This window comes from Mesorhizobium sp. CA4, from assembly GCF_020165075.1.
GTDB lineage: Bacteria > Pseudomonadota > Alphaproteobacteria > Rhizobiales > Rhizobiaceae > Mesorhizobium.
The window spans coordinates 1-25,168 of record NZ_JAIUHK010000059.1; the positions used below are offsets into that span (position 1 = coordinate 1).

Sequence of the window (25,168 nt, forward strand, 5' to 3'; positions counted from 1 at the left end):
CCGACTGCATGGCAAACCTGCCAAGCAGGCGAGCCTTCTTGCCTTCAATCTTGACAGGGAACATGAGAGACTAGGCGGCCGCCAGAGTAGAATTATCAAAAGGTCCTCAGATAAACTGCACCTGGACGATCTCGTACCCCCGTGCGCCGCCCGGAGCATTGACCTCGATAGCGTCGCCGACTTCCTTGCCGATCAGCGCACGCGCGATCGGCGAGGAGATCGAGATACGGCCGGACTTCACGTCCGCTTCCTGATCGCCGACGATCTGGTAGGTTTTCTTCTCTTCGGTGTCCTCGTCGACGAGCACGACAGTTGCGCCGAATTTCACCTTGTCGCCGGAAAGCTTCGAAACGTCGATAACTTCGGCCCGCGCGATCAGATCCTCGAGTTCGTTGATGCGGCCTTCATTGTGACTCTGCGACTCCTTGGCCGCGTGATATTCCGCATTTTCGGACAGGTCGCCATGCGAGCGCGCTTCGGAAATCGCCTCGATGATACGAGGACGTTCCTCCTGCTGGCGCCAGCGAAGTTCTTCCTTCAATGACGCGAACCCCTCGCCTGTCATCGGGACCTTGATCATGTGCCTGACCTTTCCTGCCGCCGCCCCCGTTTTCGGGAGCGGCCTTGTCAACGGGTACAAAAAGAAAACGGTCCGGCAGCCTCGGGCTAACGGAACCGTCTCACCACAATTTCCACGAATATAGCAATCTTCGCGCGATTTTCACGCCCAAAAATGAAATTTCGGCAAAATGATCACCGCTTTCGCGGGCCCGGCTTCCCGGGAAACGAAAAACCGGCCGCGATTGCCCGCAGCCGGTTCGAGAAGCGTCGAAGCCCTGTTCAGCTCCTCAGGAAATGGTCGATCTGCTCGGACAGCATGCCGTATTCGCGCGAGCCCTTGCCGGTCCGCTTTTCGATTTCCTGGAGCTGCTGCTGCGCGCCGGCGAGATCGCCGATCTGCAGATGCGCTTCGCCGAGATATTCGCGCACCAGCGTGTAGTTCGGGTCGATCCGCAGCGCTTCCTCATAATAGCCAAGGCCGACCGTGACGCGGCCCGAATGGCGGTGCGAATAGCCGAGATAGTTGAGGATGCGCGGATCCTGCTTGTTGGCGGCGAGCGTCAGCACCGAGATCGCCTCGTCATAGCGGCCGGCCATCGCCAGATCGTGGCCGGCCTCATAGATGCTCTCGTCGTCCAGCATGCCATATTGCGGCTTTACGCATTTGTTCTTCTTCTTATCCCAGACCTCGCCCTTCTTGCACTGCGTAGTGGTTTGACCGCTTCCGCCACCGCCTTCACCGGCAGTATAGGCCGGCGCAACGAACAGCGGCAGCGCCGCTACAGCCATGACCTGAACAAGCAAACGTCTGCGCATCGAAGCCTCCTTGAGCGTGACAATGGCAGACTAACGCCGCGCCGACGTGGTTTCATCCCGAAAAGCAAGCGGACGCGGAACTATTTTGAGCACGCGGACAGAAGCATTTACCAGCGGACGTGACGCGCGTTTTAATTCCGCTATCATCGGAACCAAGCGCTTCACGTGGAGAAAGGCAGTGCAGCAGCGCCTCGAGAAGGAGTGGGAACTTTCGATTGATCCGGACACGGTGCGCCTGTTCATTCTCAAGGCGAAGGCGCTGAGCGCCGCCGTCAACGAGGACTATGACGACGGCGCCGAGCATGAGGTCGAGTTCGACGGCGACACGCATGCCAGCCACCATCACGACGGCCTTGTCGAGGAAGCCTCGGAAGATCTCACCGAGGAGGAATTCCGCGAGCTGATCAACGATCTCAACATCGACGAAGCGGCCGAGCTGATCGCGCTCGCCTGGGTCGGGCGCGGCGACTATGACGCATCCGAATGGGTGGATGCCGTGGCCGCCGCCAGGGAGCGTCCCAGGAAGCGCACGGCCAAATACCTGCTTGGCCTGCCGATGCTTGCCGACTGGCTGGAGGAAGGCCTTGAAGCCATCGGCGCGTAACGCGCCGGTAACCGATTGTGATCGCCACGGCTGCCCGCGCAGGCAACTTCGCAACGCGACCGCCGTTTCGGGCGATGGCAACGCTGAGCCTTTCCCGAATTTGCCGACTGGCGCTGCCTGTGGCGGCCGCGATGCTGCTGGTTACGCCGGCCGTGGCCAAGCATCACCATCGGAACAAAAGACACCTGCCGCCGGCCAGCCAGAGCGCCGCTCCGGCATCGGAAACGCCGCCGGCGACCCCGGTTCCAAGGTCGCGTCCCCAGGACATGGAGAACGGCACTGAGAAATCCGGGCAAGACAAAAGCCGCCTCGACAGCAGCGACGACCTCCTCAACCAGGAGAAATCGCATCCGAAATGGGATGCCCGCCCGCCACGTTCGAAGAGCGCTCAAACCGCGCCGCGGACGGAATCCGAGCCGCTGACGCCGGATGTGGTGCCGACGCCGCCGCGGAAGCCCACTGAGTTCGAGCCGGAGCCGCCGGAAACCGCGCCGCAGCCATCGGAAAAACCCGAACCACCGGACGAGGAAAAGATGTTTCCCGATCCGCGCTCGGCCGACATGCCGGCCGACACGATGCCGGCGGAAGAAACCGCATGCCGCGAGCGGCTGAAGGAGCTGGGCGTCGAGTTCGAGGAGCACAAGGCCGAGCACGATGCGGAAATCGGCTGCTCGATCCCCTATCCGGTAATTTTGAAGACGCTCGGCAAATCCATCGGCATCGGTCCCGGCACCGAGCTCAACTGTCAGATGGCCGAGGCCGCCGCGCGCTTCATGGCCGATGTCGTTCAGCCTACGGCGAAGGCCGAACTCGGCGCCGATTTGAAGTCGGTCAACCAGGGCTCGGCCTTCGTTTGCCGTCCACGCAACGGCACCCGCAAACTGTCTGAACACGCCTTCGGCAATGCGCTCGACATCGCGAGCTTCATCTTGTCGGACGGCAGGAAGATCGAGGTCGGGCCGGCGCCGCCGGATCAAGACGCGAAGTTCCTCGACGCGGTGCGCAAGGCCGCCTGCGGGCCGTTCAAGACGGTGCTCGGACCAGGGTCCGACCCCGACCACGCGCTGCATTTCCACTTCGACCTGGAACCGCGCCGCCACGGCGGCACCTTTTGCCAGTAAGCACGATTTCGAAAGTTTCGGTCACGTCCGGGCAAGTTCAGCGCCGCAATTCCGCCCCAGGCATGAATGCCGGCGCTGATCTTTCCTTTACTGTTGAGGGCTAACCTTGTGTCATTTGGATCATGATCCAACAGGGATCAGATCTTGGGGACAAGGACGCCTTTCGATGGCTCGAAGACTTGGCGCCATGCTGGCGGCGGCGCGACGGACCAAGCGTGCGCGCATCATGCTCGTCGGGCTGGCCGCGGGCGTCGCCATCGCGGCGATATCGGCCTGTACGACCGGTGACGTCTTTGCGCTGCAGCCGGCAGTCGATGTCGGCAGCCAGACGGCAGCCGTGCCGCAGCCCGACGCGCCGCAATATTCCGGCATGCAACGCCTTGTTCCGTCCAATCCCTACATGACCCAGGCCGCCTATCCGCGCATGGATGAGCCGATGTCGCCGACCGTGCAGATGCCGGCCAGCGAGATCGACTGCCGCAACGAGTTGAAGCGGATGGGCGTGGTCTATCAGGACATTCAGCCGATCCATGAAGGCCAGTGCGGCATCGACTATCCAGTGAAGGTCTCGGCGATCGGCAGCGTCGCCATGAAGCCGGCGGCGACGCTGACTTGCAACATGGCCGCCACCTTTGCGGCCTGGACGAAGAACGAGCTGCAGCCGGCTGCCCGCTGGCGCTATTTCTCCGGGGTCAAGGCGATCCACCAAGGTTCTAGCTATTCCTGCCGTAACATCGCCGGCGAAGGCGTCCTGTCCGAGCACGGCAAGGGCAATGCCCTCGACGTCATGAGCATCGAGCTCAACAATGGCGACGACATCGACGTCCGCAAGCCCGGCCTGTTCGCCTTCCGCACGCGCGGCTTCCTCAACAATGTGCGCGCCGACGGCTGCGAGTATTTCACCACGGTGCTCGGCCCAGGCTACAATTACGACCACCGCAACCATTTCCATTTCGACATCAAGAACCGCAAAAGCGGTTACCGCGCCTGCCGCTGAGGCTGCTCTGCCCAAAACGGCCAACACCGCATAAAATGGTCGTGCGTGGATTTGGGAGCGGTTGGCTGTGGGTGAGCGAAGCCTGAGGCGGCGCGCGGCGATCTGGCTGGCGGCGGTTTGCGCCTTCTATCTGGCGCTCGCCTACGTCGCCGCGCCGGAATTCTGGACCTGGCGGGAGCGGGGTTTTCGTACCCGGCCCTTCGAGATGGTGACGCATACGCCGCAGGGCATTCCCGGCGATCCGATCAATGTCGGCCTTGTCGGCACCGAGAAGGAAGTTGTCCACGCCTTCGCGGTCGCGGGCTGGGACACGGCCGATGCCGTGACGCTCAGGACTGCGATCGACATCGGTGAAAGCGTTTTGTTTTCCCGCCCCTATCCCGATGCGCCGATGAGCCGCCTTTTGTTCGAGGGCCGCTCTCAAGATCTTGCCTTCGAAAAGCCGGTCGGCGACAGCGCCGACCGGCGCCACCACGTCCGCTTCTGGCAGACGGACACGGTCGGCGACGGCCGTCCGCTCTGGCTGGGCGCCGCCAGCTTCGATCGTGGCGTCGGCCTCAGCCACGACACGGGCGCCGTCACCCACCACATCGGCCCCGACATCGACGCGGAGCGCGACTTCCTGATCGGCGACCTGAAGGCCGCCGGCCTGCTTGCATCCACCAGCGAGATACCGGGAATCGGCGCCACCAAGACGGGACGCAACGGCGGCGGCGATCCCTATTTCACCGACGGCATGGCCGTGATCGGCGTGTTGAAGGTGCAATGACGGCACGCCCGCCACGCACGCATCGTCATCGATGCACTTGTCGGCATTTCTCGGCGCCGATCTGGGATGCGGCTTGAGCGGCGCGCCTGTCATGTTCCAAAAATAACGGCGGGCTATTTTCGAATGCACTGCAGCAATGCTATTGACCGCCCATGCTATATCTTGAAATCGCCGTCGTGGCCGTCCTCATCTTGGTGAACGGCCTTTTGTCGATGTCGGAGCTTGCCATCGTCTCGTCGCGGCCCGCCCGTCTCAAGGCGATGATCGACCGCAACGTCAACGGCGCCGGCCGTGCGTTGGCGCTCGGCTCGAACCCCGGCAAATTCCTGTCCTCGGTGCAGATCGGCATCACCCTTGTCGGCGTTCTTTCGGGCGCCTTTTCGGGCGCGACGCTCGGCGAAAGGCTGGCGCAATATCTGGCCTCGACCGGCATCCGGGAAAACATCGCCGACCCCATCGGCGTCGGCATCGTCGTCGCCTTGATCACCTATGCCTCGCTGATCGTCGGCGAATTGGTGCCAAAGCAGATCGCGCTCAAGGACCCGGAACGCGTCGCGGTCAGGGCCGCGCCGGCAATGACCATCCTCGCCACCTTCTCGGCGCCGCTGGTCTTCCTGCTCGACCTCTCCGGCCGCGCCGTGCTGTGGCTGCTCGGGCAAGCCGGCGAGACGGAAGAGAAGGTCACCGACGAGGAGATCAAGATGCTGGTGGCCGAGGCCGAGCATCACGGCACCATCGAATCCGACGAGCGCCGCATGATCGCTGGCGTCATGCGCCTCGGCGACCGCGCCGTGCGTGCCGTCATGACGCCGCGCACCGAGGTCGACTGGCTGAACCTGCAGTCGGACGACACCGCCGTCAAAAAGCTTCTGATGGACACCCAGCACTCGCGCCTGCCCGTCGGCGACGGCAATGTCGACGCCATGGTCGGCGTCATCCAGACGCGCGACGTGTTGGCGGCCCTTCTGGCCGGCAGGGTATTGGACCCGCGCCAGCATGTGCGCGCCGCCCCCATCGTGCATGACCAGGCCGACGCGCTCGACGTCCTGCAGAAACTCAGGGAATCGGACGTCCCGATGGCGCTGGTCCATGACGAATACGGCCATTTCGAAGGCATCGTCACCCCGGCCGACATCCTCGAAGCCATCACCGGCGTGTTCCGCTCCGACCTCGAGGCCGGCGAGGAGGAGAATGCCGTGAAGCGCGAGGACGGCTCCTGGCTGCTCGCCGGCTATATGCAGGCCGACGAGATGGCCGAGGTGCTGGGCATCGACCTACCGGAAAACCGCGACTACGAAACCGTCGCCGGCTATGTGCTGTCGCATCTCCACCATCTGCCGACGACCGGCGAATGCGTCGACGCGCAAGGCTGGCGCTTCGAGGTGGTCGACCTGGACGGCCGCCGCATCGACAAGCTGATCGCCACCCGCCTGCCCGACGGCCACCGCCCTGTGGTGCGCTGAGGATCGCCTCCCTCGATGCGGCTGGAACTGCCAGCACTGCTCAGGCAAGCTGCTTGCGAAAAAAGATGCGCGCCTGTCCCTCGACTGCGAAAGGAATGCGGCCGAATTCGTTATAACCATGCCGGATGTAGAATCCGGGTGCCTGAAAGCTGCTCGTTTCGACGACAGCGCCCCTGCAGCCGCGTCTTCTTGCGGCTTCCTCGACGGTTGCAAGCAGCCGAGCGCCGTAGGATCGGCCACGCAGATGCGCCGGCAGGAAAAACATGTCGAGGAACAGTAGGCCGAGCTCGGTTCGTCCCCAAAGCCCACCGAGTGCCCTGCCCGAGCCATCGTATAGCACGGCCCCGATGGGCAGGCGATCATCCACGCCTGTGGCGGCAACGTTATAGCGATAGAGCGCCGCTGCCGCCTCGGCTTTGACGGCATCGTCAGCCGACGGCAAGATTCTCAGATTCGGAGTCTCGTTCATCTTCGCCTGTTCCGAACAACTGCATGGATTGTGAACTTCCAACCTCTGCCGACGTTCCTCCTGCATGGCTTCGAAAGTCTTCGTGTTCGGCACTTTGAAGATGGGCTATCCCCTGCACGAGCAGGGTTTGAGCGGGGCCGCGTTTCTTGGCAACTGTCGGAGGCATGAGCGTTTTCCAATGCTGATTGCCGGGCCTCGCTTCGCTCCGATGATGTTTAACGAACCGGGTGCCGGCTTCCAGGTCGCCGGCGAACTTTACGAGGTGGATGAACGCATCCTCTCACGCCTCGACAGGCTTGAATCCGTCGGCGCGCCTGGCAATCTGCGCGTGCCGGTCGAGGTTGAGCCTTTCGAAGGCGGGACGTCGATCCTAGCGCAGGTCTATATGAAATCCCGGCATCTCGCCGATCCCGTACATTCCGCATATCTCGCTTATTACAATGACCGGCGCTTCGTGCTTCCCCCGAGCTCTTAGCGACTTCGCCCGCCTCCGGAAGTTCCATTTTCGGATATTAAACGGGCTAGAGCGATCGCAATCAGAGCGGCGCCGAGCAGCAACGGCTTGCGCCGCTTCCCGGCAAATGCACTCGGTGCCCGCCAGCTTGGCTATTCCCGGACGAAGGTGTCGAGGCTGATGCCAAAGGCACGCCAGGTCCCCACCCGCTTGCGGGAAGCGGTTTCGCCCTCCTTGCCGGTGATGGTGCTGCCCGCCACCGTCAGCCACATCGTCTCCAGCTTGCCGTCCCGCAATATGCCGGTGTAGCTCACCGCGGCGGGGCCGGCCGTACCCTCGCCGGCGGCCGTTACCCCGATCACGTCGCCATGCGCGATGCCGGATATCGGCACGGTCTGTCCATAGAAGCTGCTGTCTTCGAGCGCCGTGCGAAACGTGCCTTCAATCCGGCCGCCCTCCTCGCCAGTGATGTCGAGGACGGACCCGTATTGATTACGCCATCTGCCAAGCCAAGGCATTCTCCACGACTGTGCTGTCTTCGTCTTCAGCGGATTGGAGCCTGCATCTAACGCGTCGTCCCGAGCGGTCAAGTGACCGGCCAAACCCGAACGCAGGTGCGACGGCTTGAAGGGATCAAACTGGACTCCAGGCAAGACAGGTAGCTCGGGTTGCCAAAAAATAAAAAGGGCGGCACGCAAGCGCCGCCCTCCGGGAGGATGATTCTACGCAGGCGCTTTAAGCGGCCTGGGCTTCGCCGGCGATTGCGTCGGCGGCGCGGGCAGCCTTCAGCACCTTCGCCCACCAGGCAACGTCGTTGACCAGCGCGGCGGCGGCCTGGTTCAGATGCTCCATGTCCTCGAGCTTCTTCTCGCCCTGGCGCACCGCGAGGAAATCGCCCCAGGCGATATGCACGGCCGACTTGACGGGAGCCATCTGCAGCTCGACGGCGATCAGGCGGAGCTGTTCGACCGCGCGCGCGCCGCCGACCGAGCCGTAGCCGACAAAGCCGGCCGGCTTCTTGTTCCACTCATTGGCGGCGTAATCGATGGCGTTCTTCAAGACACCGGTCGGCGCGTGATTGTATTCGGCGGCGGTGAAGATGAAGCCGTCGAACTCGGCGACCTTCTTCTGCCAGCGCTGCGCCACTTCGTTCTGCGACGGCGCCCAGGCGGAGGAGGCGACTTCGTCGAAGAACGGCAGCGGCCAGTCGCGCAGATCGACGATCTCGACGTCGATATCGGCATGGGTCTTGGCGATCCTGGCGATCCACTGCGTCGGCACGTCGGCGAAGCGGGCTGCGCGCGTCGAACCGACGACAATGGCGATTTTGGGTTTGGACATAAGGGGCTCTCCTTGCGGGAATTTCTGGTATCGTTTGGATACCGGCGCTATATGTGATACTGACAAAACGGCGCGCAAGGAGGCACGTTTTTGTTACTGAGGCACCCGCACAACACCGAGGACTGCCGGGCCGTGTCGGAAATCCTGCAACGGGTCGGCGACAAATGGACCGTGCTCGTCGTCGGCAAGCTCGGCGGCGGCGCGATGCGCTTCAACGAATTGCGTGCCGCCGTCGGCGGCATTTCGCAGAAGATGCTGACCACCACCTTGCGCGGCCTGGAGCGCGACGGCTTCGTCACGCGCAAGGTGTTTCCGACCATTCCGCCGCGTGTCGATTACGAGCTGACCGAGCTCGGCCACGAGCTGCTCGTGCCGGTCGGCGCGCTCGGCGAATGGGCCCGCAAGAACACCAATCGGGTCCGCGAAGCGCGCGCGAGATTCGACGGCCAGCAGGCCTGAAACCCTTGAAGTTCAAGGATTTCTGAACCATTGAATGAGCCGCGCGGCTCGGCGCCGGGTCGTTCCTTCCTGCGGCTTTGATCGGATCCGCTGCGGCCCCGCAGCGAGCCTCGCCGGCCTCTCCGCGCAACCGCCTCGACAAGGATGGCTGTCTTTAGCCGGCCAGCGATCAGGCGCTCGGGATGGTGCTGCCGCAGCACGCCGTCGAGCAGTTCTCCGCCTGCGCGGCCTTCTTGTCGATCGCCTTCGGGCCCCGCATGCAGGCGACGCGTTGGAAGGTCGTTGCTGACTTCCATGTAGGCCGTTATGCCGAGCAGGCAGACCAGAGCAATGATGGCTGCCACGAGCCAGCCGTTCAGCATGTGTTGACGCATTGTTTTCCCCTCGCGCGCTCAAAATGGGGGCGTGAAGGCAACCATTGGATGTCGCGAGGCGCATCTCCGGCGCCGGTGTTGTTACAACACGGCAGGCCCTGGGAGAATCAGGGCCCGTCAGCTCTCGGCCGGAACCGGTTTCGGCTTGCCTTCGCCGTCGAGCGCCACCATGACGAAATCGGCATGAGTGACCTTCTCCATGAGGTCGGAAAGGTAGCGCTGCGCCCAGGCCTCGACCTTGAGCACCATCGAGGTGCGGCCGACGCGCTCGACATGGGTGTAGATGCACAACGTGTCGCCGATCTTCATCGGCTTGGCGAAGGACATCTCCTTGACCGCGGCGGTGACCACGCGACCTTTGGCGCGCTCGGCGGCGCGGATGCCGCAGGCAAGGTCCATCTGCGCCATCACCCAGCCGCCGAAAATGTCGCCGGCGGCATTGGCATCGGACGGCATGGCGAGCGTCCTCAAAGTGAGATCGCCAAGGGGTTTTCCGTCCGCGTAATGCACCATGGCGAAATCCTTAAAGGGCAGCTTCTGTTGCGTATCAATGCGACCGCCATGTCGCAAGCTCTGGTAAACGCGAAATCTGCCCCACTGCGCCGGTCGCTTTTTTCACAAGCCATGCCGGAAGCCACGGCGACGCCGCAAGCCGGCAATGTCTAGGGTAAGCCGGATATCGCGGAGCCCGCCCACACCATCATGCAGACTTATGATTTCATCATCGTCGGCTCCGGCTCGGCCGGCTCGGTCGTTGCGGAGAAGCTTTCGGCGTCGGGCCGCTTCTCGGTGCTGGTGCTGGAGGCCGGCGGAACCGACCGGCGCTTCTACGTCCAGATGCCGCTCGGCTACGGCAAGACCTTCTTCGACCCTGCTGTCAACTGGAACTACAAGGCAGAGCCCGATCCCGGCCTCGCCGGCAATGCCGATCATTGGCCGCGCGGCAAGCTGCTCGGCGGCTCGAGCTCGATCAACGCCATGGTCTTCATCCGCGGCGCGCGCGAGGATTTCGATGCCTGGGCCGCCGCCGGCAATCCCGGCTGGGCCTATGACGACCTCCTGCCCTCCTTCAAGGCGATGGAAGACAATGCGGCCGGCGCCGACCAGTGGCGCGGCACCGGAGGCCCCCTGCATGTCACCGACTGTTCGCGCGCGGTGCACCCGCTGACCAAGCGCTACCTTGCCGCCGCTCAGCAGGCCGGGCTGCCGTTCAATCCGGACTTCAACGGCGCCACTCAGGAAGGCGTCGGTGTCTATCAGATCACGACAAAGCACGGCCGCCGCATGTCGGCGGCCCGTGCCTTCCTGCGGCCGGCGATGAAACGCGGCAATGTCCGTGTCGAGACCAACGCGCTGGGGACGAAGATCCTGTTCGAGGGCAAGCGCGCCGTCGGCGTCGAATATGAGCAGAACGGGCAGATGAAGACTGCACGCGCGGGCCGCGAGGTCATCCTGTCGGGCGGCTCGATCAACTCGCCGCAGCTGCTGCAGCTGTCCGGCGTCGGCCCTGCGGCCTTGCTGGCCGACCTCGGTATCCCGGTCGTGCACGCCAATGACAATGTCGGCGCCAATCTGCAGGACCATGTCGGCATCAACTACACCTTCAAGGGCAAGCTGCCGACGCTCAACCAGATCCTAAGGCCCTGGTGGGGCAAGCTGCTGGTCGGCATGCAATATATCCTCTTGCGCTCCGGTCCGCTGTCGCTATCGATGAACAATGCCGGCGGCTTCTTCCGCACCAACCCGTCGATGACGCGGCCGAACATGCAGCTCTACTTCCAGGCCTTCTCGACTGTCATCTCGAAGAGCGGCGAGCGGCCGATCCTGACGCCCGACCCCTGGCCGGGCTTCTCGATCGGCCTGTCCAACTGCCGGCCCTCGAGCCGCGGCGAGATCATGATCCGCTCGAGCAGTCCGCGCGACTATCCGAGGATCACGCCCAACGCCTATTCGACCAATGTCGATGTCGACGAGATGCTGGCGGCGGTGAAGTTCGTGCGCAAGATCGCCGCGATGCCGGCGATGGCCGAGATCATCGAGGAAGAGGTTCTGCCCGGCCCGTCGATCCAGTCGGACGCCGACCTGATCCAGGATTTCAGGAAACGCTCCGGCACCGTCTATCACCCGGTCTCGACCTGCCGCATGGGACCTGATGCGGCGCGCGCCGTCGTCGACCCGCGGCTTCGGGTGCATGGGCTGGACGGTCTGCGCGTCATCGACACTTCAATTTTCCCCGACAACATCACGGGCAACACCAACGCCGCCGCGATCCTGACCGGATGGAAAGGCGCCGACCTGGTTCTGGAGGATCACAAATGAAAATCACCGACGTAAAGACCTGGGTTGTCGGCAACCCGCCGCCCGGTATCGGCGGCAAGTATTTCATCTTCGTCAAGCTCACCACCGATGGCGGCGTGGTCGGCTATGGCGAGGCCTATAACGCGACCTTCTCCGCGCATGTCACCGCGAAGATGATCGAGGACATGGCCGAGCGCTATCTCATCGGCCGCGATCCGCACGACGTCGAGAATTTCTTCCGCCGCGCCTATTCCTCCGGCTTCACCCAGCGTCCCGACGTCTCCGGCATGGGCTGCTTCTCGGCGCTTGAAATGGCCTGCTGGGATATCGTCGGCAAGGAAGCCGGCAAGCCGGTCTACAAGCTGCTCGGCGGCCAAGTCCACGAGACCCTGCGTTCCTACACCTACCTCTACCCGCACACCGGCAGCGTCCATTCGGAAGATGCGCGCGGCAAGAACGTCTACAACGACCCAGATCTGGCTGCGGCCTGCGCGCTCGAATATGTCGAGCAGGGTTTTAATGCCGTGAAGCTCGATCCGGCCGGCCCCTACACCGCCTATGACGGCCATCAGCCGCGCTTGATCGATATCGATCTCTCGGCGCGCATGATCAAGGCGATCCGCGAAGCAGTCGGCACCAGGGCCGACATCCTGTTCGGCACGCATGGCCAGTTCACCGCGTCGGGTGCGCTTCGCATGGCGCGCGCCATCGAGCCTTACGATCCGCTCTGGTTCGAGGAACCGGTGCCGCCTGATATGCCCGAGGTGATGGCGCAAGTCGCCCGCGGCACTTCCATTCCTGTCGCCACCGGCGAGCGGCTGACGACGAAATTCGAGTTCGCTCGCGTCATCGAGAACCGCGCCGCCACCATCCTGCAGCCGGATCTCGGCCGCTCCGGCGGCATCCTCGAAACCAAGAAGATCGCCGCTATGGCCGAGGCCTATCAAATCCAGGTGGCGCCGCACTGCTATTGCGGCCCGATCGTCGGCGCCGCCAACATCCAGCTTGCGGTGACGCTGCCCAATTTCCTGATCCTGGAATCGCTGAAGCAGTGGGACGGTTTCCACGCAACACTGCTCAAGAGGAAGATCGAATGGCAGGACGGCAACGTCATCCCCTCGAAAGAGCCGGGCCTCGGCGTCGAGCTCAACGAGGAGGTCTGCGACGCCCATCCCTATAGCGGCAAGGACCTGCACCTACAGATGATGCAGACGCCGCTGATGCCGTGACCCTCGCTTACGCCTTCATCGGCCTTGGCCATCTTGGCGGCAACCTTGCCGCCAGCCTGCTGCGCAACGGCTTTGCCGTCACCGTCTTCGACCGCGACACGGCGGCGGTCGAGCGCCTTGTCGCGCTCGGCGCCACGGCGGCGGCGAGCCCGGCCGAGGCCGCTAGCCGCGCAGGCAATGCAATCACCTGCCTGCCCTCGCCGAAGGTCAGCGAAACAGTGCTCGCCGGCCCCGACGGATTGCTCCAGGGTCTGCCCGCGGGTGGCACCTGGATCGAGATGTCGACCAACGGCCGTGACGAGATCTTGCAGCTGGCAGCCCTCGCCTCGGCCAAGGGCATCGAGACGCTCGAATGTCCGGTTACCGGCGGCGTGCACCTGGCGGCGGCGGGCCGGATCACGGCGCTCATCGGCGGTGACACGGCGCTCTACGAACGCCATCGCCCGGCCATCGAGGCGATGTGCACGAAATCCTTCCTGATGGGACCGGTCGGCTCGGCCGCGGTGATCAAGGTCATCACCAATATGCTCGCCTTCATCCATCTCGTCGCAGCCGGCGAAGCGTTGATGCTGGCGAAGCAGGGCGGCCTCGACCTCGCCCAGGCCTACCACGCCATCGTCGCCTCTTCCGGCAACAGCTTCGTCCACGAAACCGAAAGCCAGCTCGTGCTCAACGGCTCCTACAACATCGGCTTCACCATGGACCTGGCGCTGAAGGACCTCGGCTTCGCGCTTGCCATGGCCAGGGATTTCGGCGCGCCGCTCGATCTGGCGTCACGCGTCAACGCCATTTTCGAAGAGGGCAAGCGCGCCTATGGCGGTGGCGCCTGGTCGACCCAGATCGTCAAGCTTTTGGAAGACGCGGTCGGGACGGAGCTTCGTGCGCCGGGCTTCCCGGCCAAGTTGGAACGTAATCCGTCAGAAATTTAGCCAGCTGTTTCAAGCATCTGGCCTTGCCGGCTGAATCAAACTCTCAGCCGGTTGATTCAACTTCTCAGTGTCAGCGCGCTGGGCAGGATTTCAAACGTCGCCGGAATTCGCCCCGGGGACTCGCCGTCAATGTCGACCAGGGCGCCGTTCTTCTCGGCATCACCGAGCGGCTCGACCAGCACCTTGCGGCCACGCAGGATGGTTATTGCCGGATGGTCGCGATGCCGGCCGCCATAGAGCAGGCGGAGGTCGCGGATCAAGCCAAGCTTGCCGGCGGCGCGCAGGATGACGATGTCGAACTGGCCGTCGGCGAGTTCGGCGTCCGGCGCGATCATCATGCCGCCGCCGAAGAATTTGCCGTTGGCCACCGCCACCAGCGCCATGCGCACCTCGACCGGCTCGCCGTCGTCGATAGTGATCCGGACATCCTGAAAGCGATAGCGGAGGAACTCCACGACCGTGCGCCAGAAGAACAGTGCCTTGGCCGAGACCCTGCCCTTGCGCTTGTCGGCATTGACTGCGCGATCCGTCGCGCCGGACAGGCCGAGGCTGGCGATGTTGATGAAGTGGCGGCTTGCCAGCGCGCCGTGGTCGTCGATGTAGCAGATGCGTCCGGCGTCGATCTTGCGGCCTTCGGCATCGGCGATTTTCTTGACCGCGGCGTCGATGCCGCGCGGCAGGCCAAGCCCGCGCGCGAAGTCGATGCCGGCACCACAAGGCAGAAGCCCAAGCGCGGTTTCCTTGCCGGTTTCGTGCCGTGCCTGCAGCAGCCCGTCGGCCACCTCGCTGGCGGTGCCGTCGCCGCCGGCGGCGATCACCAGGTCGCACCCGCCGGCGGCGAGATCGATCGCCAGCCGCTCTGCGTCGCCGCTGGCCTGAGTTTCACGCAAGTCGAAATCGCCGAAATTCCTGTTGAGCGCCGCCGCCGCCTCCGCCCAATGTCGCTTGAGCCTGCCGCCTCCGGCTATCGGATTGAGAACCACCCCGACTTTCAAGTCGACCTCCCTCGAGGCAAGTGGCGCAAAATGTGCAGCGGCCGTGTGCGGGCATCCAAAGTCTTTTGCCGGCCCAAACTCTTTTGCCGACATTGAAACGCGGACCGGGCGACGGAGCAAGGCTCCAAGGTCGAGCGGTCACAGAAAAGCGGGGCAGGCTGTCTAAGCGGTTCGGCCAGCGGATTCCGGGGCTTTTGCCGCTGGTCCCCGATAATCCCGCTATTCACAGGCGCGCCGGCATTCCCCAAACCCGTTACCCGGCGTACATTCAACCCATCTCAGGCGGCTACCGAACGCCCAGCCGAAAGGCAAAAGCGCAAGGCGGATTTCCTGAGGCCCGTACGGCCCAGAACGAAAGCAGGCTTGCCTGTTGGAGCGACGGATGCCGAGACCTACGGGTGCCGCGGAAAGCGTGCCAACGCCGACGGCGGACCGATGCTGCCATGAAGGCCGGTAAAAACCTTCGATGGCACGCTGGGCGAAGCCCGCCAGGGTGGAGATCGGCGTGGTCTGGAACGGGCGCCGCCCTCGGGTGGCGACTGGCAGGACCGTCAAAATCAAGGCTGGCCTGGCGCGACGACTTTACGGAAGTTGCTGCCTTGACTGGTTCCTGATCTGACAGGGAGGCGCTGGGAGAAATCCCAGCGCCGACTGTTTTTTTGAGGACGGCGTCGCCTCCTGTCAGGCCTACGAATCCGCCACTACCAACATGTGCCGCACCGCGCTGACCGGCGCCGTGCGCAAGCTGCACTTGGTCCTGCCCGGCGCTCGCCAAACCCGGTGCCAAAATTGGAACATGTCTACACCGAGGACTGAGGCATTTCGGTCACAGTCGCCGGCTGAGCACCTTCGGAAACGTCCCGTCATCCACATTTCACAATGGCGGCCAAATCCCGCCTTGTTCGGCATGGATTGATGCAACCGGGTGGTGAGGGGCAATTTCGAAGGGACAAGACCGTGATCAAGACCGCCCTTGTCGCCATGACCATTGTCGGCTGCGACTGTGACGCCAAGCTGTGCGAATATATCGGTGAAACGCCGGCCAAATGGGCGACAATCGCCGACTGCGAAGCGGCGATGAAGAGCCAGATGCTGCACCAGCGCAATTTCGACTATCCGCTGGTTTCGGGCATCTGCCGCGTCAAGGGCTCGGCCTCTTCCTCCGAGCTTGCCGCGAAAGCCTCCAGGCCGGATTTGAAGCCCAGGAACCGCGCCGTCGAAACCATCGCCCCGCTGCCGCCCGAGCTCGATCATCGCCCGAGCGCTCCGGTCGGCGCAACGGTGACCGCCAGCGAAACGGAATCGGCAAAGCCGGTCGCCTTCGACAGGTCGGTCGATGGCGGCCGCGCGGTGCTTTACCGCACCAAGGCCGGCTATGCCGTGGTCAAGACCGATCTCAGCCGCGCTGCTGGCGCAACGGTGGACGCGGCGAAGCGCTCGGCAAGCTGGCTGGCCGGTTTGACCGGGCTGTAAGCCCGTCCAGGGCGCGTTGAGATTCAGGTCAGCAGAAAGTGACGGCGAAGCCGCTCTCTTATCATTGCCCGATGACAATGGCGTAAGGCCGCTTCGCAACCGCAGATCGGATTGATTAAGCCGCCACATTGCCCGAAGATAACGCACCAGGATGTTGGCCTTCACCGGGGGGTGTCATGACAATTGCCGTTCGTATCGCGTTATGCCTGCTGCTGGCGCTCGTTCCCTTGCATGCCAGGGCGGAAGGCGACGACAAGGCCATGATGATCGCCTCCGACGACGCCGAGATGGGGGCGGCGGTCGAGAAGGCGCGATCCAGCCTGGATGAATTCCTGAACCTGTCCCACGCTCCGCCGCCGGGGACCGACAAGTTCAAGCTGAAGGTGATGATCGCCGACGGAAATGCGTCTGAGCATTTCTGGGTCATTCCCTTCAAGCGGACCGACACCGGCTTCGTCGGCATATTGGCGAACGAACCGGAAATCGTCCGCAACGTCGTCCTCGGACAGAACATCGAATTCACCAGGGACGACATCTCCGACTGGGGCTACACCAGGAACGGCCGCCAGGTCGGCAGCTTCACCGTATGCGTGATGCTCAAGAAGATGTCGAAGGAAGAGGCCGAGTACATGCGTTCTGCATACGGCTTCGATTGCTGAACCCTATCCGGCCACTTCATCTCGCGAGCCGATCTTCCGCTCGGACGTGGGGAAAATCGCCACCAGTCGGGCCGCGACCCGCTGCTTGAGCGCGCCATCCAGAGCCTCGACAGGCACCAACCGCTCGTAGCTGCCTACCCGCAGCCGTATGAAGAAATGCATCCTGTAGGCGGCGATGGCGCCGCGCGTGGCCGGATCGGCGCTGACATCGACAACGAATACCGAGCCGATGCGTGCCGGCCATGGCAGTCTGGCAAAGGCGGTGCCGAGGAAATCGCCAAGCCCATAGGCGATCACGGTGTCGCCGGTGCGCTCGATGGGCTGCAAGACATGAGCGTGATGCCCGGCGATCAGCCGGACACCGTGATCCGCCAGCCGCCTCGCCAGCGCCCGGGTTGCAAGTCGTGGAAAATGCCGGAACTCCCAGTCCCAATGCGGCACGGCGCAGGTGAGATCGATGCCGGAAACGGCGTCGCTCGGCCATTCGGCGGCACGCATCGAGATGCGTTCTTCGAACGGCGCGGCGTCCGTGTTGCGCCACAGCGTGAAGGCCGCAAAGCCGACCATCAGCGATCCGGCCGCATGACGCTGGGCGGGCCCCCCGGCAACCGTGCCGATGGTCCGGATCCCGAGCCGCTTCAACGCCGCGAGCGTTTCCTCGAAACCGGCGATGCCCTGATCGAGCATATGGTTGTTGGCCAGGGACAGAACGAGCCTGTCGCGCGCGATGCCGGCGGCTGCGAGCGCATCGGCCAGGAAACGCTCGCTCATCGCATGATGCGTGCCGAGCCGCGTGCCCATGACCGCGCGTGCGCGTTCGACGATCGGGCTTTCGCAATTGCCGATCACGAGGTCGGCGGACGAAAGCAGCGTCGTGATTGCCGGATCGCATTCCGGCACACGGCGATTGGCGACGGCCGAGATGTCGCCGACGAAGGCCAGCCGCACCTTCCGTGTGGGCTGCGGATCGAGCAACGTCGCCGCGGGCGCCGCGAAGCCGCTTCTGTCGCCGGCAAGCGACGGTCTCAGCAGGCGCGGCAGCCACGACAGTTTATAGGCAAGCGGATAGTTCGACACGGGCCCATCCAGTTTCGCCCTCTGTAGACTGTCTGACGGGCCGGTTGAAGCGGGTTGCTGGCGATCCCGCGGCGGGCATCTCGGACCGACCGAAATCCGTGTATGCTCGCGAGCAGTGGAGGGCGATGACGATGGGTAGAGTGATCCTTGCAGCGGCCTTGTTTGCATTCCTGCCGGCGTCCCTTGCCTGGGCGGAGATGCCGGACGCGGCCAAGTCCATGTTCGAGGCGAAGAGCGTGGCCGACCGGAACACGGCGCTGTCGACGTTGGAGGCGGCGGCGGCCAGGGACCCGGCCTCGGCCTATGCGGCCGGGGCCGGCGAATTCTTCACCGCGCTTGAGCTACTCGCCGGCGGCCTGCATCGCCACGGGTTCGAGAGCCCGAAGTCCTTCATGCTGCCTCTGATGCGGTTGCCCGTGCCCGACAATCCCAACCCGCAGCCGCTGACCTACGAAGAATTCCGCGCCATCCTGGTCGCCTTCCGTGACCGGCTGGAGAAATCCGCCGTCACGCTTGGCTCCGTGCCGAAAGATGCCGATATCGGCATGGTGGTCGATCTCACCCATGTCGGCATCGCCTCAACGAAGATGGCAAGCTCGCGCCCGACGAAAGCATCGCTGCCATCATGGCGTCGCTCTCACGCGGCAGCGTCGACACAAGCGATGCCGCGCCTTCGCTCACCTTCCGCTTCGACCGCGCCGACGGTTTTTGGCTGCAAGGCTATGCGGAATTCCTGATGGCGCAGGCCGATTTCTGGCTGGCGCATGATTTCCGCAATGCCTTCGACGGCTCGTTCCACATGCTATTCCGCGCGCGAAACTGCCATTGCAGGATGCGCTCGTGCCGCTGGACGGCGGCATGAGCGGCAGCATGTTCGCCTCGGAATGGCGCTTCGCCGACTTCATCTCCCTGGTGCATCTCGTCAACTGGCCGGTGATCGAGCCGGAACGCCGGCAGGCCGCGCGACGCCACCTGCTGGAGATGATCCGCCTGTCGCGCGAGGACTGGAAGTCGATCCTGGCCGAGACCGACAATGACCGTGAATGGCTGCCGGGACCGCAGCAGAAGGGCGTCAATCCACTCACCGGCCTCGAGGTCGGCGAGGAACAGGTGCAGGCCTGGCTCGCCACGCTGACGGTGGCCGAGGATCTTCTCGAAGGCCGCGCGCTGCTGCCGCATTTCCGCATCGCCGGCAAGGGCATCAACATGAAGCGCTTCTTCGACGAGCCGAAACCTTTTGACCTGGTCCTTTCGATCACCGGCCCCGGCATCGCGCCCTATCTCGAAAGCGGAAAAATCCTCACCAGCGACGATTTCGACCAGATCCAGCGCGAGTTCGGCGGCGCCGGCTTTTTGACGTTTGCGCTGTGGTTCAATTGAGGCCGCCCGAACCGAGGCACCGCTGAAGCATGATCCCGAAAAGTAGGAACCGGTTTTCGGAAAAAAAATCATGCTCTGACAAAGAGTTAGATCAGGATGGCGATTCAACGAAACGTCATCCTGATCTAAAGGATCGCCCCTTGATAAAGCACCGCTTCGGCCTCCTCCGGCGCGAAGCGCCGCGCCAGGGTGCGGAAGGCGCTGTGGACACCGTCGCGGTCGAGGTTGCAGCTTCTGAGATGGCGGATGGCCAGTGTCGGATCAAATTCGGTGCGCCCGTGCAGGACCCGCTGATTGTCGAAGACCAGCACCTCGCCGGGCTGCAGCTGGTGCTGGAACTGGTTCGCCGGATCGCAGATCAGCCGCGTCAGCTCGGCAAGCGCTTCAATCAGCCCGTCGATCTCGTCGATCGAGCCAGTCTGCGGCGCCAGGCAGCGGTCGTTATAGCGCAGGCCGGTGACGGCGCCGCTCGCGTCGAGGCTGATGACATGCGCCTCGGCGCTGAAGAACACTTCGCCGGCATGCTCGCGATGGAATGTCACGCCATGACGGGTCAGCAGGTCGAAGAGCTCCGGTCTGTTCCTGCGCATCCGCTCGGCGACTTGGAAACCATCGACCATCAACGAGGTGCCGCCGCTGCCGGCGCCGGTCCTGATGGCATGGAAGAAGATGAAGCCCGGCGGCGAATAGCGGAACGGCTCGTCGGTGTGCGGAATTTGCGCGCGCGCCGTTTCCCCGGCCACCCGGGCGTCCGGCCGTGAGATGAGATCGAAAACCTTGCCGTAACTGGTCTCCCGCACGGGCCCGTAGCGGCCGGCGACGCGCAGCGTCGCCTCAGGCTCGGCCGGGACGCCGGTCAGCATGGCGATGCCATGGTCGCGCAAGGCGCGCAGCGACTGGAAAAGCGCCGCGTCGTCCTCCACCACGGCGTCGAAGGCGAAGCTCCCAAGCCGCGCGCCGAGATCGCTATTCCACAGTTCCGGCCGAAAGCGTGGCGCGCCAAGGCCAGCGGCCTGACCGGCATAAGCCGCGAGGAAGCCCGCCGCGAAGCGCGAGACATGGCCGTCCTGCCAGACCACGTCCATCGTCCCGCTCGACGAGATCTCGATCGAAATTGCCCGGACATCGGCGGGAATTTCGGCCGGTGTCAGCCAGCGCTTCCCGGAAGCGGTGTCGCCGCATATCTCGCATTCGCAGGCAAGCCGCAGCCAGCGCATCGACAGCCGGCCGGCGCTGCCGTCATCGAATTCCACGGCGATGCGCGGTCCTTCATTGCGCATCGACCGCAACGAGCGCGAACCCTGAAGAGCCCGACCGGTGGGGACAGAATGCATTTGCATACCGAGCATTGCGAGGGCCTTCCTGGATTGAGTTATCTTCAACAACGCTAGGCCGCAGCCGGCTTTTTCTGCAAATGAGTTTGTTTTCGCAAGTTTTGAGGTAAGCTCAATCCCATGACGCTTCTTCGCGAGCTCCCTCTGTCCGCTTTGCGTGCGCTGGCCGCCGCCGCGCGAACCGGCAGCCTCACCCGTGCCGCCGAGGAGCTCGGCGTCACGCCCGGCGCCGTCGGCCATCAGTTGCGGCAGTTGGAGGATCGGCTTGGCGTCAAGCTGGTCAGGCGCGAGGGCAACGGCATTGCACTCACGCGCATTGCCGAGGCGGCGCTGCCCGACATCGACCGCGGCTTCGACGCGCTGGCCTCCGGCTTGCGGCGGCTGCGTTTCGAGCGCCGTGCCGATACGTTCACCATCGCGGCCGATCCTTCCTTTTCGTCGCTTTGGCTAGCGCCACGGCTTGACAAAGTTCGAGCGGCTCTCGGCAGACTGGACGTGCGCATCGTCGTGTCGATCACGTTGGATTCGATGCTGGAGGAAGGCATCGACCTCGCCATCAGCTACCGCAACAGCACGGCCAGGGATCTCGCATCGGCCGACCTCTTCACCGAAAGGGTGATCCCGGCGTGCGCTCCGGCGCTGATCCACAACCGCACCGATCAGGACAGCGCCGAAGTGCTCGACCGCCTGCCCCTCCTCCACATCGACCAGACGATGGGCGACGACGTCTACCCCACATGGGCAAGCTGGTTCACCGCCGCCGGCCGCCAGCGCAAGCACATCGACCATGGACCACGGTTTCCTTTGACCGTGCTGGCCGCCCAGGCCGCGCTTTCCGGCATGGGCGCGCTGCTTGCCAGCGAACTGGTGCTGAGGGAGCATTTCCGCTCCGGCCAACTCGTCGAGATCGCCCGCGAGGTTCCGGCATTGACCATCAAGCGCCGCCTGGTCTGGCCGGTGGACGGACCGAAGGCCCGCCGCGCCAGCGCCGTCGCCAAGGCGCTTGCCGCTGTTGCTATGGCGGAGGCGGACGATCCCGGGCCTATCGGATCATGACGCCTCTCCTGACAGCCTTCTGTCAGCAGCGTCCACGCGCGGCCGGAGCCCTTTCACTCGGCTCTTTCCATTTCGGCCGAGTCCACCCATATTCGGGCCATGGCCAGACATCCTGACAAGAAGACGCCTTCGCAAGACGGCGCGCCGAAGCGGCGCAGTCCGCTAACCGAATTCCTCGATGCCGCCGAACCGCTGGAGCCCGGCGGCTTCGCGGAAGCGCCGCAGGCCGAGTTTTCCGGCGCGCCGCTGACCGGCTCGATCTCCGATTGGGCCGGGCAGATCGAGCGCGAGGCGGAAAAGCAGCCGAAGGCGAAAGCCCCGAAGAAGATCCCCGAACGCTCGTCGGCGCCCGGACGCACCGCGCGCGGCACCTCGATGGGCGGCGCCGCCTCGGCCAAGGAGCGCGCGGCTGCTGGACTCAACCCGGTAGCCGGCCTCGACATCAGCCTCGAAGATGCCGAGTCGGTTTCCTCCAGCGGCGTCACCGCGACCGTGGCGGCGCTGTCGGCGCTGATCGAATCCGGCAATCCACTGCACAAGGACGGCCAGCTCTGGACGCCGCACCGTCCGGCCCGGCCGGAAAAGTCCGAAGGCGGCATTGCCATCAAGATGGTGTCGGATTTCGAGCCGGCCGGCGACCAGCCGACCGCCATTAAGGACCTCGTCGAAGGCGTCGAGCGGAACGACCGCACCCAGGTGCTGCTCGGCGTCACCGGCTCGGGCAAGACCTTCACCATGGCCAAGGTGATCGAGGAGACGCAGCGCCCCGCCCTGATCCTCGCGCCCAACAAGACGCTGGCCGCGCAGCTCTATGCCGAGTTCAAGAAGTTCTTCCCAGAGAACGCGGTCGAATATTTCGTCTCCTATTACGACTATTACCAGCCGGAGGCCTACGTCCCGCGCACCGACACCTATATCGAGAAGGAATCCTCGATCAACGAGCAGATCGACCGCATGCGCCATTCGGCGACGCGCTCGCTGCTGGAGCGCGATGACGTCATCATCGTCGCTTCGGTGTCCTGCATCTACGGTATCGGCTCGGTCGAGACCTATACGGCGATGACCTTCCAGATGCAGGTCGGCGACCGGCTCGACCAGCGCTCGCTTCTCGCCGATCTCGTCGCCCAGCAATACAAGCGCCAGGACATCAACTTCGTGCGCGGCTCGTTTCGCGTGCGCGGCGACACCATCGAGATCTTCCCCGCCCACCTTGAGGACCGCGCCTGGCGCATCTCGATGTTCGGCGACGAGATCGAACAGATCACCGAGTTCGATCCGCTCACCGGCCAGAAGACCGGCGAGTTGAAGAGCGTTAAGATCTACGCCAACTCGCACTATGTGACGCCGCGCCCGACCTTGAACCAAGCCATCAAGTCGATCAAGGAAGAGCTGCAGCATCGCCTGCAAGAGCTTGAAAAGGCTGGCCGTTTGCTGGAAGCGCAGCGGCTGGAACAGCGCACGCGCTTCGATCTGGAGATGCTGGAGGCGACCGGCTCCTGCGCCGGCATCGAGAACTATTCGCGTTACCTCACCGGCCGCCGGCCGGGCGATCCGCCGCCGACCTTGTTCGAATATGTGCCCGACAACGCTCTGATCTTCATCGACGAAAGCCACGTCACCGTACCGCAGATCGGCGGCATGTATCGCGGCGACTTCCGCCGCAAGGCGACGCTGGCCGAATATGGTTTCCGCCTGCCCTCCTGCATGGACAACCGGCCGCTGCGCTTCGAGGAATGGGACGCCATGCGCCCGCTGTCTGTCGCGGTTTCCGCGACGCCCGGCGCCTGGGAACTTGAGCAGTCCGGCGGTGTCTTCGCCGAGCAGGTCATCCGCCCGACCGGCCTGATCGATCCGCCGGTCGAGGTGCGTCCGGCCAAGAGCCAGGTCGACGACGTCGTCGGCGAGATCCGCGACACGACCCGGGCCGGCTATCGCACGCTGGTGACGGTGCTGACCAAGCGCATGGCCGAGGACCTCACCGAATACCTGCACGAGAACGGCATCCGCGTCCGCTACATGCATTCCGACATCGACACGCTGGAGCGCATCGAGATCCTGCGCGACCTGCGTCTCGGCGCCTTCGACGTGCTGGTCGGCATCAACCTGTTGCGCGAGGGCCTCGACATTCCCGAATGCGGCTTCGTCGCCATCCTCGATGCCGACAAGGAAGGTTTTTTGCGCTCGGAGACCTCGCTGATCCAGACCATCGGCCGCGCCGCCCGCAATGTCGACGGCAAGGTCATTCTCTATGCCGACCAGATCACCGGCTCGATGGAACGCGCGATGGCTGAGACCAACCGTCGCCGCGAGAAGCAGATGGAGTGGAACGCCGCCAACGGCATCACGCCGGAATCGGTCAAGTCGCGCATCGCCGATATCCTCGACTCGGTTTACGAGAAGGACCACGTCCGCGCCGACATCTCGCAGTTCACCGACGATGCCGGCGCTATGATCGGCAACAATTTGAAGACGCATCTCGAGGCGCTGGACAAGCAGATGCGCGACGCCGCCGCCAATCTCGACTTCGAAAAGGCCGCCCGCATCCGCGACGAGATCAAACGGCTGCGCGAGATGGAGCTTGCCATCTCCGACGACCCGCTGGCGCGCGAGGTGGAAAGCCAAAGTCCTGCCTCAGGCCGCGAAAAGGGCAAGCACAACAAGGGGGTGGCCAGACATCGTACGGTCGAGGAACAGGAGCGTTTCCGCAAGCTTGATGAGGCACGCGCCGCCGAAGAGGCGGCAAAGGCTGCCCGGCCCAACCTCTTCCGCAAGCCGCATCTCGACGAGATGGGCGCCGACGGCGCCGTGCCGGTGAAGAAACCGCTCTTCGCCAAGCCGTCAATCGACGACATGGGGCCCGGCACGGATATGGCGACTCCGGCCGGCGCGGTGTCGCGTTCGCTGTTCAAGAAGCAGAGCGCGCAGGAAGCGCACGGTTCCGATTTCGGCATTCCCGGCGACCGGGCCAAGCCGTTGTTCCGCAAGAACTCGCTCGACGAGATGACGGTGCGGCGCACGGAAAAACCGGTCGAGGGCAAGAAGCCGGCGAAGCCGCAGCCGGTCTCGCCGGAGGCGAATGCCGCCAGAACCGAAGCGCGCGACGACAAGCCCATCGTTCGACAACGCTCAGGCATCGGCTCCTACGAGGATCCGGCAGACGAGCGTCGTCAGAAACGGCGGCCGAGCAAGACGGGACGGCCAGGACAGTAGCGCTTTTTGCGTTCTCCCGTTGGGGGCCTGTTGCGTAATTGGCTGGTTGTGATTCTCTGAGAAGGAAGCTCGGAGGGAATCGCAATGGCGGTGAAGCAGA

At 64.0% G+C, this 25,168-nt stretch carries 23 protein-coding genes and 1 pseudogene; 15 read left to right on the top strand and 9 right to left on the bottom strand.

The window, feature by feature from the left end:
• Positions 1-106: 106 nt before the first annotated feature.
• A complete protein-coding gene (gene greA / locus LB528_RS28850; protein ID WP_027168132.1) occupies positions 107-580 on the bottom strand; it encodes a transcription elongation factor GreA in 474 nt (157 codons plus the stop codon).
• A gap of 260 nt (positions 581-840) precedes the next feature.
• Positions 841-1,377 (bottom strand): tetratricopeptide repeat protein, encoded by a 537-nt coding sequence (locus LB528_RS28855; RefSeq protein ID WP_224516674.1) that lies wholly within the window; start codon positions 1,375-1,377, stop codon positions 841-843.
• A 178-nt stretch (positions 1,378-1,555) separates the two neighbouring features.
• Here LB528_RS28855 and LB528_RS28860 point away from each other — a divergent pair, with 178 nt between their 5' ends.
• The 5 genes from LB528_RS28860 to LB528_RS28880 all read left to right on the top strand — a co-directional run bounded on the left by LB528_RS28860 (position 1,556) and on the right by LB528_RS28880 (position 6,331).
• Positions 1,556-1,981, top strand: coding sequence for a DUF3775 domain-containing protein (locus LB528_RS28860; protein WP_224516675.1), 426 nt, complete (start codon positions 1,556-1,558; stop codon positions 1,979-1,981).
• A 131-nt stretch (positions 1,982-2,112) separates the two neighbouring features.
• Positions 2,113-3,102, top strand: coding sequence for an extensin family protein (locus LB528_RS28865; protein WP_318012369.1), 990 nt, complete (start codon positions 2,113-2,115; stop codon positions 3,100-3,102).
• Between the two features lie 187 nt (positions 3,103-3,289).
• Positions 3,290-4,099, top strand: a complete 810-nt coding sequence (locus tag LB528_RS28870; RefSeq protein WP_411962284.1) for an extensin family protein — start codon at positions 3,290-3,292, stop codon at positions 4,097-4,099.
• Positions 4,100-4,166: 67 nt separating this feature from the next.
• Positions 4,167-4,868, top strand: a complete 702-nt coding sequence (locus tag LB528_RS28875; RefSeq protein WP_224717146.1) for an LssY C-terminal domain-containing protein — start codon at positions 4,167-4,169, stop codon at positions 4,866-4,868.
• Positions 4,869-5,020: 152 nt separating this feature from the next.
• Complete coding sequence (locus LB528_RS28880) at positions 5,021-6,331, top strand: hemolysin family protein (RefSeq protein WP_224516679.1); 1,311 nt, start codon at positions 5,021-5,023, stop codon at positions 6,329-6,331.
• A 40-nt stretch (positions 6,332-6,371) separates the two neighbouring features.
• Here the strand turns inward: LB528_RS28880 and LB528_RS28885 are convergent, their stop codons facing one another.
• Entirely contained in the window at positions 6,372-6,800 is a 429-nt protein-coding gene (locus LB528_RS28885) for a GNAT family N-acetyltransferase (RefSeq protein WP_224717147.1), read from the bottom strand.
• A gap of 82 nt (positions 6,801-6,882) precedes the next feature.
• Here LB528_RS28885 and LB528_RS28890 point away from each other — a divergent pair, with 82 nt between their 5' ends.
• Positions 6,883-7,275 (top strand): gamma-glutamylcyclotransferase family protein, encoded by a 393-nt coding sequence (locus LB528_RS28890; protein WP_318012370.1) that lies wholly within the window; start codon positions 6,883-6,885, stop codon positions 7,273-7,275.
• 131 nt (positions 7,276-7,406) lie between these two features.
• Here the strand turns inward: LB528_RS28890 and LB528_RS28895 are convergent, their stop codons facing one another.
• A complete protein-coding gene (locus tag LB528_RS28895; protein WP_224717149.1) occupies positions 7,407-7,952 on the bottom strand; it encodes an avidin/streptavidin family protein in 546 nt (181 codons plus the stop codon).
• A gap of 37 nt (positions 7,953-7,989) precedes the next feature.
• On the bottom strand, positions 7,990-8,595 hold the full coding sequence (locus LB528_RS28900) for an NADPH-dependent FMN reductase (RefSeq protein WP_224717150.1): 606 nt from the start codon (positions 8,593-8,595) through the stop codon (positions 7,990-7,992).
• A gap of 90 nt (positions 8,596-8,685) precedes the next feature.
• Between LB528_RS28900 and LB528_RS28905 the strand changes: the two genes are divergently transcribed.
• Positions 8,686-9,054 (top strand): winged helix-turn-helix transcriptional regulator, encoded by a 369-nt coding sequence (locus LB528_RS28905; RefSeq protein WP_224587785.1) that lies wholly within the window; start codon positions 8,686-8,688, stop codon positions 9,052-9,054.
• 491 nt (positions 9,055-9,545) lie between these two features.
• Here LB528_RS28905 and LB528_RS28910 read toward each other — a convergent pair whose 3' ends face one another.
• Complete coding sequence (locus LB528_RS28910; RefSeq protein ID WP_042646168.1) at positions 9,546-9,941, bottom strand: acyl-CoA thioesterase; 396 nt, start codon at positions 9,939-9,941, stop codon at positions 9,546-9,548.
• A 189-nt stretch (positions 9,942-10,130) separates the two neighbouring features.
• On the opposite strand from LB528_RS28910, the gene LB528_RS28915 reads away from it, so the two are divergent.
• From LB528_RS28915 to LB528_RS28925, 3 genes are read left to right on the top strand one after another with little or no spacing between them, the layout of a single operon-like run.
• The gene (locus LB528_RS28915) at positions 10,131-11,747 is read left to right on the top strand and encodes a GMC family oxidoreductase (protein WP_224717151.1); all 1,617 of its coding nucleotides are present in this window, start codon (positions 10,131-10,133) and stop codon (positions 11,745-11,747) included.
• Positions 11,744-12,955, top strand: a complete 1,212-nt coding sequence (locus LB528_RS28920; RefSeq protein ID WP_224717152.1) for a mandelate racemase/muconate lactonizing enzyme family protein — start codon at positions 11,744-11,746, stop codon at positions 12,953-12,955. The genes LB528_RS28915 and LB528_RS28920 overlap by 4 nt, the downstream gene beginning before the upstream one ends.
• The gene (locus tag LB528_RS28925) at positions 12,952-13,884 is read left to right on the top strand and encodes an NAD(P)-dependent oxidoreductase (protein WP_224717153.1); all 933 of its coding nucleotides are present in this window, start codon (positions 12,952-12,954) and stop codon (positions 13,882-13,884) included. The genes LB528_RS28920 and LB528_RS28925 overlap by 4 nt, the downstream gene beginning before the upstream one ends.
• Positions 13,885-13,940: 56 nt before the next feature.
• Here the strand turns inward: LB528_RS28925 and LB528_RS28930 are convergent, their stop codons facing one another.
• Complete coding sequence (locus LB528_RS28930; protein WP_224717154.1) at positions 13,941-14,879, bottom strand: diacylglycerol/lipid kinase family protein; 939 nt, start codon at positions 14,877-14,879, stop codon at positions 13,941-13,943.
• Between the two features lie 957 nt (positions 14,880-15,836).
• Here LB528_RS28930 and LB528_RS28935 point away from each other — a divergent pair.
• On the top strand, positions 15,837-16,352 hold the full coding sequence (locus LB528_RS28935) for a hypothetical protein (RefSeq protein WP_224717155.1): 516 nt from the start codon (positions 15,837-15,839) through the stop codon (positions 16,350-16,352).
• A 176-nt stretch (positions 16,353-16,528) separates the two neighbouring features.
• The gene (locus LB528_RS28940; RefSeq protein WP_224717156.1) at positions 16,529-17,011 is read left to right on the top strand and encodes a YegJ family protein; all 483 of its coding nucleotides are present in this window, start codon (positions 16,529-16,531) and stop codon (positions 17,009-17,011) included.
• A gap of 3 nt (positions 17,012-17,014) precedes the next feature.
• Here LB528_RS28940 and LB528_RS28945 read toward each other — a convergent pair whose 3' ends face one another.
• Positions 17,015-18,088: a CapA family protein gene (locus LB528_RS28945; protein ID WP_224717157.1), complete on the bottom strand. Its 1,074-nt coding sequence runs from the start codon at positions 18,086-18,088 to the stop codon at positions 17,015-17,017.
• Between the two features lie 131 nt (positions 18,089-18,219).
• Between LB528_RS28945 and LB528_RS30500 the strand changes: the two are divergent.
• A pseudogene (locus LB528_RS30500) lies at positions 18,220-19,468 on the top strand (hypothetical protein).
• Between the two features lie 125 nt (positions 19,469-19,593).
• Here the strand turns inward: LB528_RS30500 and LB528_RS28960 are convergent.
• Positions 19,594-20,748 (bottom strand): clavaminate synthase family protein, encoded by a 1,155-nt coding sequence (locus tag LB528_RS28960; protein WP_224717160.1) that lies wholly within the window; start codon positions 20,746-20,748, stop codon positions 19,594-19,596.
• A gap of 174 nt (positions 20,749-20,922) precedes the next feature.
• On the opposite strand from LB528_RS28960, the gene LB528_RS28965 reads away from it, so the two are divergent.
• Both LB528_RS28965 and uvrB read left to right on the top strand, forming a co-directional pair.
• On the top strand, positions 20,923-21,858 hold the full coding sequence (locus LB528_RS28965; protein WP_224717161.1) for a LysR substrate-binding domain-containing protein: 936 nt from the start codon (positions 20,923-20,925) through the stop codon (positions 21,856-21,858).
• 99 nt (positions 21,859-21,957) lie between these two features.
• Complete coding sequence (gene uvrB / locus LB528_RS28970; RefSeq protein WP_224516695.1) at positions 21,958-25,068, top strand: excinuclease ABC subunit UvrB; 3,111 nt, start codon at positions 21,958-21,960, stop codon at positions 25,066-25,068.
• The last annotated feature ends 100 nt before the right edge of the window (positions 25,069-25,168 follow it).

Bases quoted from the DNA above. Each gene is read 5' to 3' on its own strand.
- LB528_RS28920 (WP_224717152.1), top strand. From the start codon at position 11,744: ATGAAAATCACCGACGTAAAGACCTGGGTTGTCGGCAACCCGCCGCCC.
- LB528_RS28885 (WP_224717147.1), bottom strand. From the start codon at position 6,800: ATGAACGAGACTCCGAATCTGAGAATCTTGCCGTCGGCTGACGATGCC.
- LB528_RS28910 (WP_042646168.1), bottom strand. From the start codon at position 9,941: ATGGTGCATTACGCGGACGGAAAACCCCTTGGCGATCTCACTTTGAGG.
- LB528_RS28940 (WP_224717156.1), top strand. From the start codon at position 16,529: ATGACAATTGCCGTTCGTATCGCGTTATGCCTGCTGCTGGCGCTCGTT.
- LB528_RS28965 (WP_224717161.1), top strand. From the start codon at position 20,923: ATGACGCTTCTTCGCGAGCTCCCTCTGTCCGCTTTGCGTGCGCTGGCC.
- LB528_RS28880 (WP_224516679.1), top strand. From the start codon at position 5,021: ATGCTATATCTTGAAATCGCCGTCGTGGCCGTCCTCATCTTGGTGAAC.
- LB528_RS28900 (WP_224717150.1), bottom strand. From the start codon at position 8,595: ATGTCCAAACCCAAAATCGCCATTGTCGTCGGTTCGACGCGCGCAGCC.
- greA (WP_027168132.1), bottom strand. From the start codon at position 580: ATGATCAAGGTCCCGATGACAGGCGAGGGGTTCGCGTCATTGAAGGAA.
- LB528_RS28855 (WP_224516674.1), bottom strand. From the start codon at position 1,377: ATGCGCAGACGTTTGCTTGTTCAGGTCATGGCTGTAGCGGCGCTGCCG.
- LB528_RS28960 (WP_224717160.1), bottom strand. From the start codon at position 20,748: ATGCGCAATGAAGGACCGCGCATCGCCGTGGAATTCGATGACGGCAGC.
- LB528_RS28865 (WP_318012369.1), top strand. From the start codon at position 2,113: ATGCTGCTGGTTACGCCGGCCGTGGCCAAGCATCACCATCGGAACAAA.
- LB528_RS28870 (WP_411962284.1), top strand. From the start codon at position 3,290: ATGCTGGCGGCGGCGCGACGGACCAAGCGTGCGCGCATCATGCTCGTC.
- uvrB (WP_224516695.1), top strand. From the start codon at position 21,958: ATGGCCAGACATCCTGACAAGAAGACGCCTTCGCAAGACGGCGCGCCG.
- LB528_RS28915 (WP_224717151.1), top strand. From the start codon at position 10,131: ATGCAGACTTATGATTTCATCATCGTCGGCTCCGGCTCGGCCGGCTCG.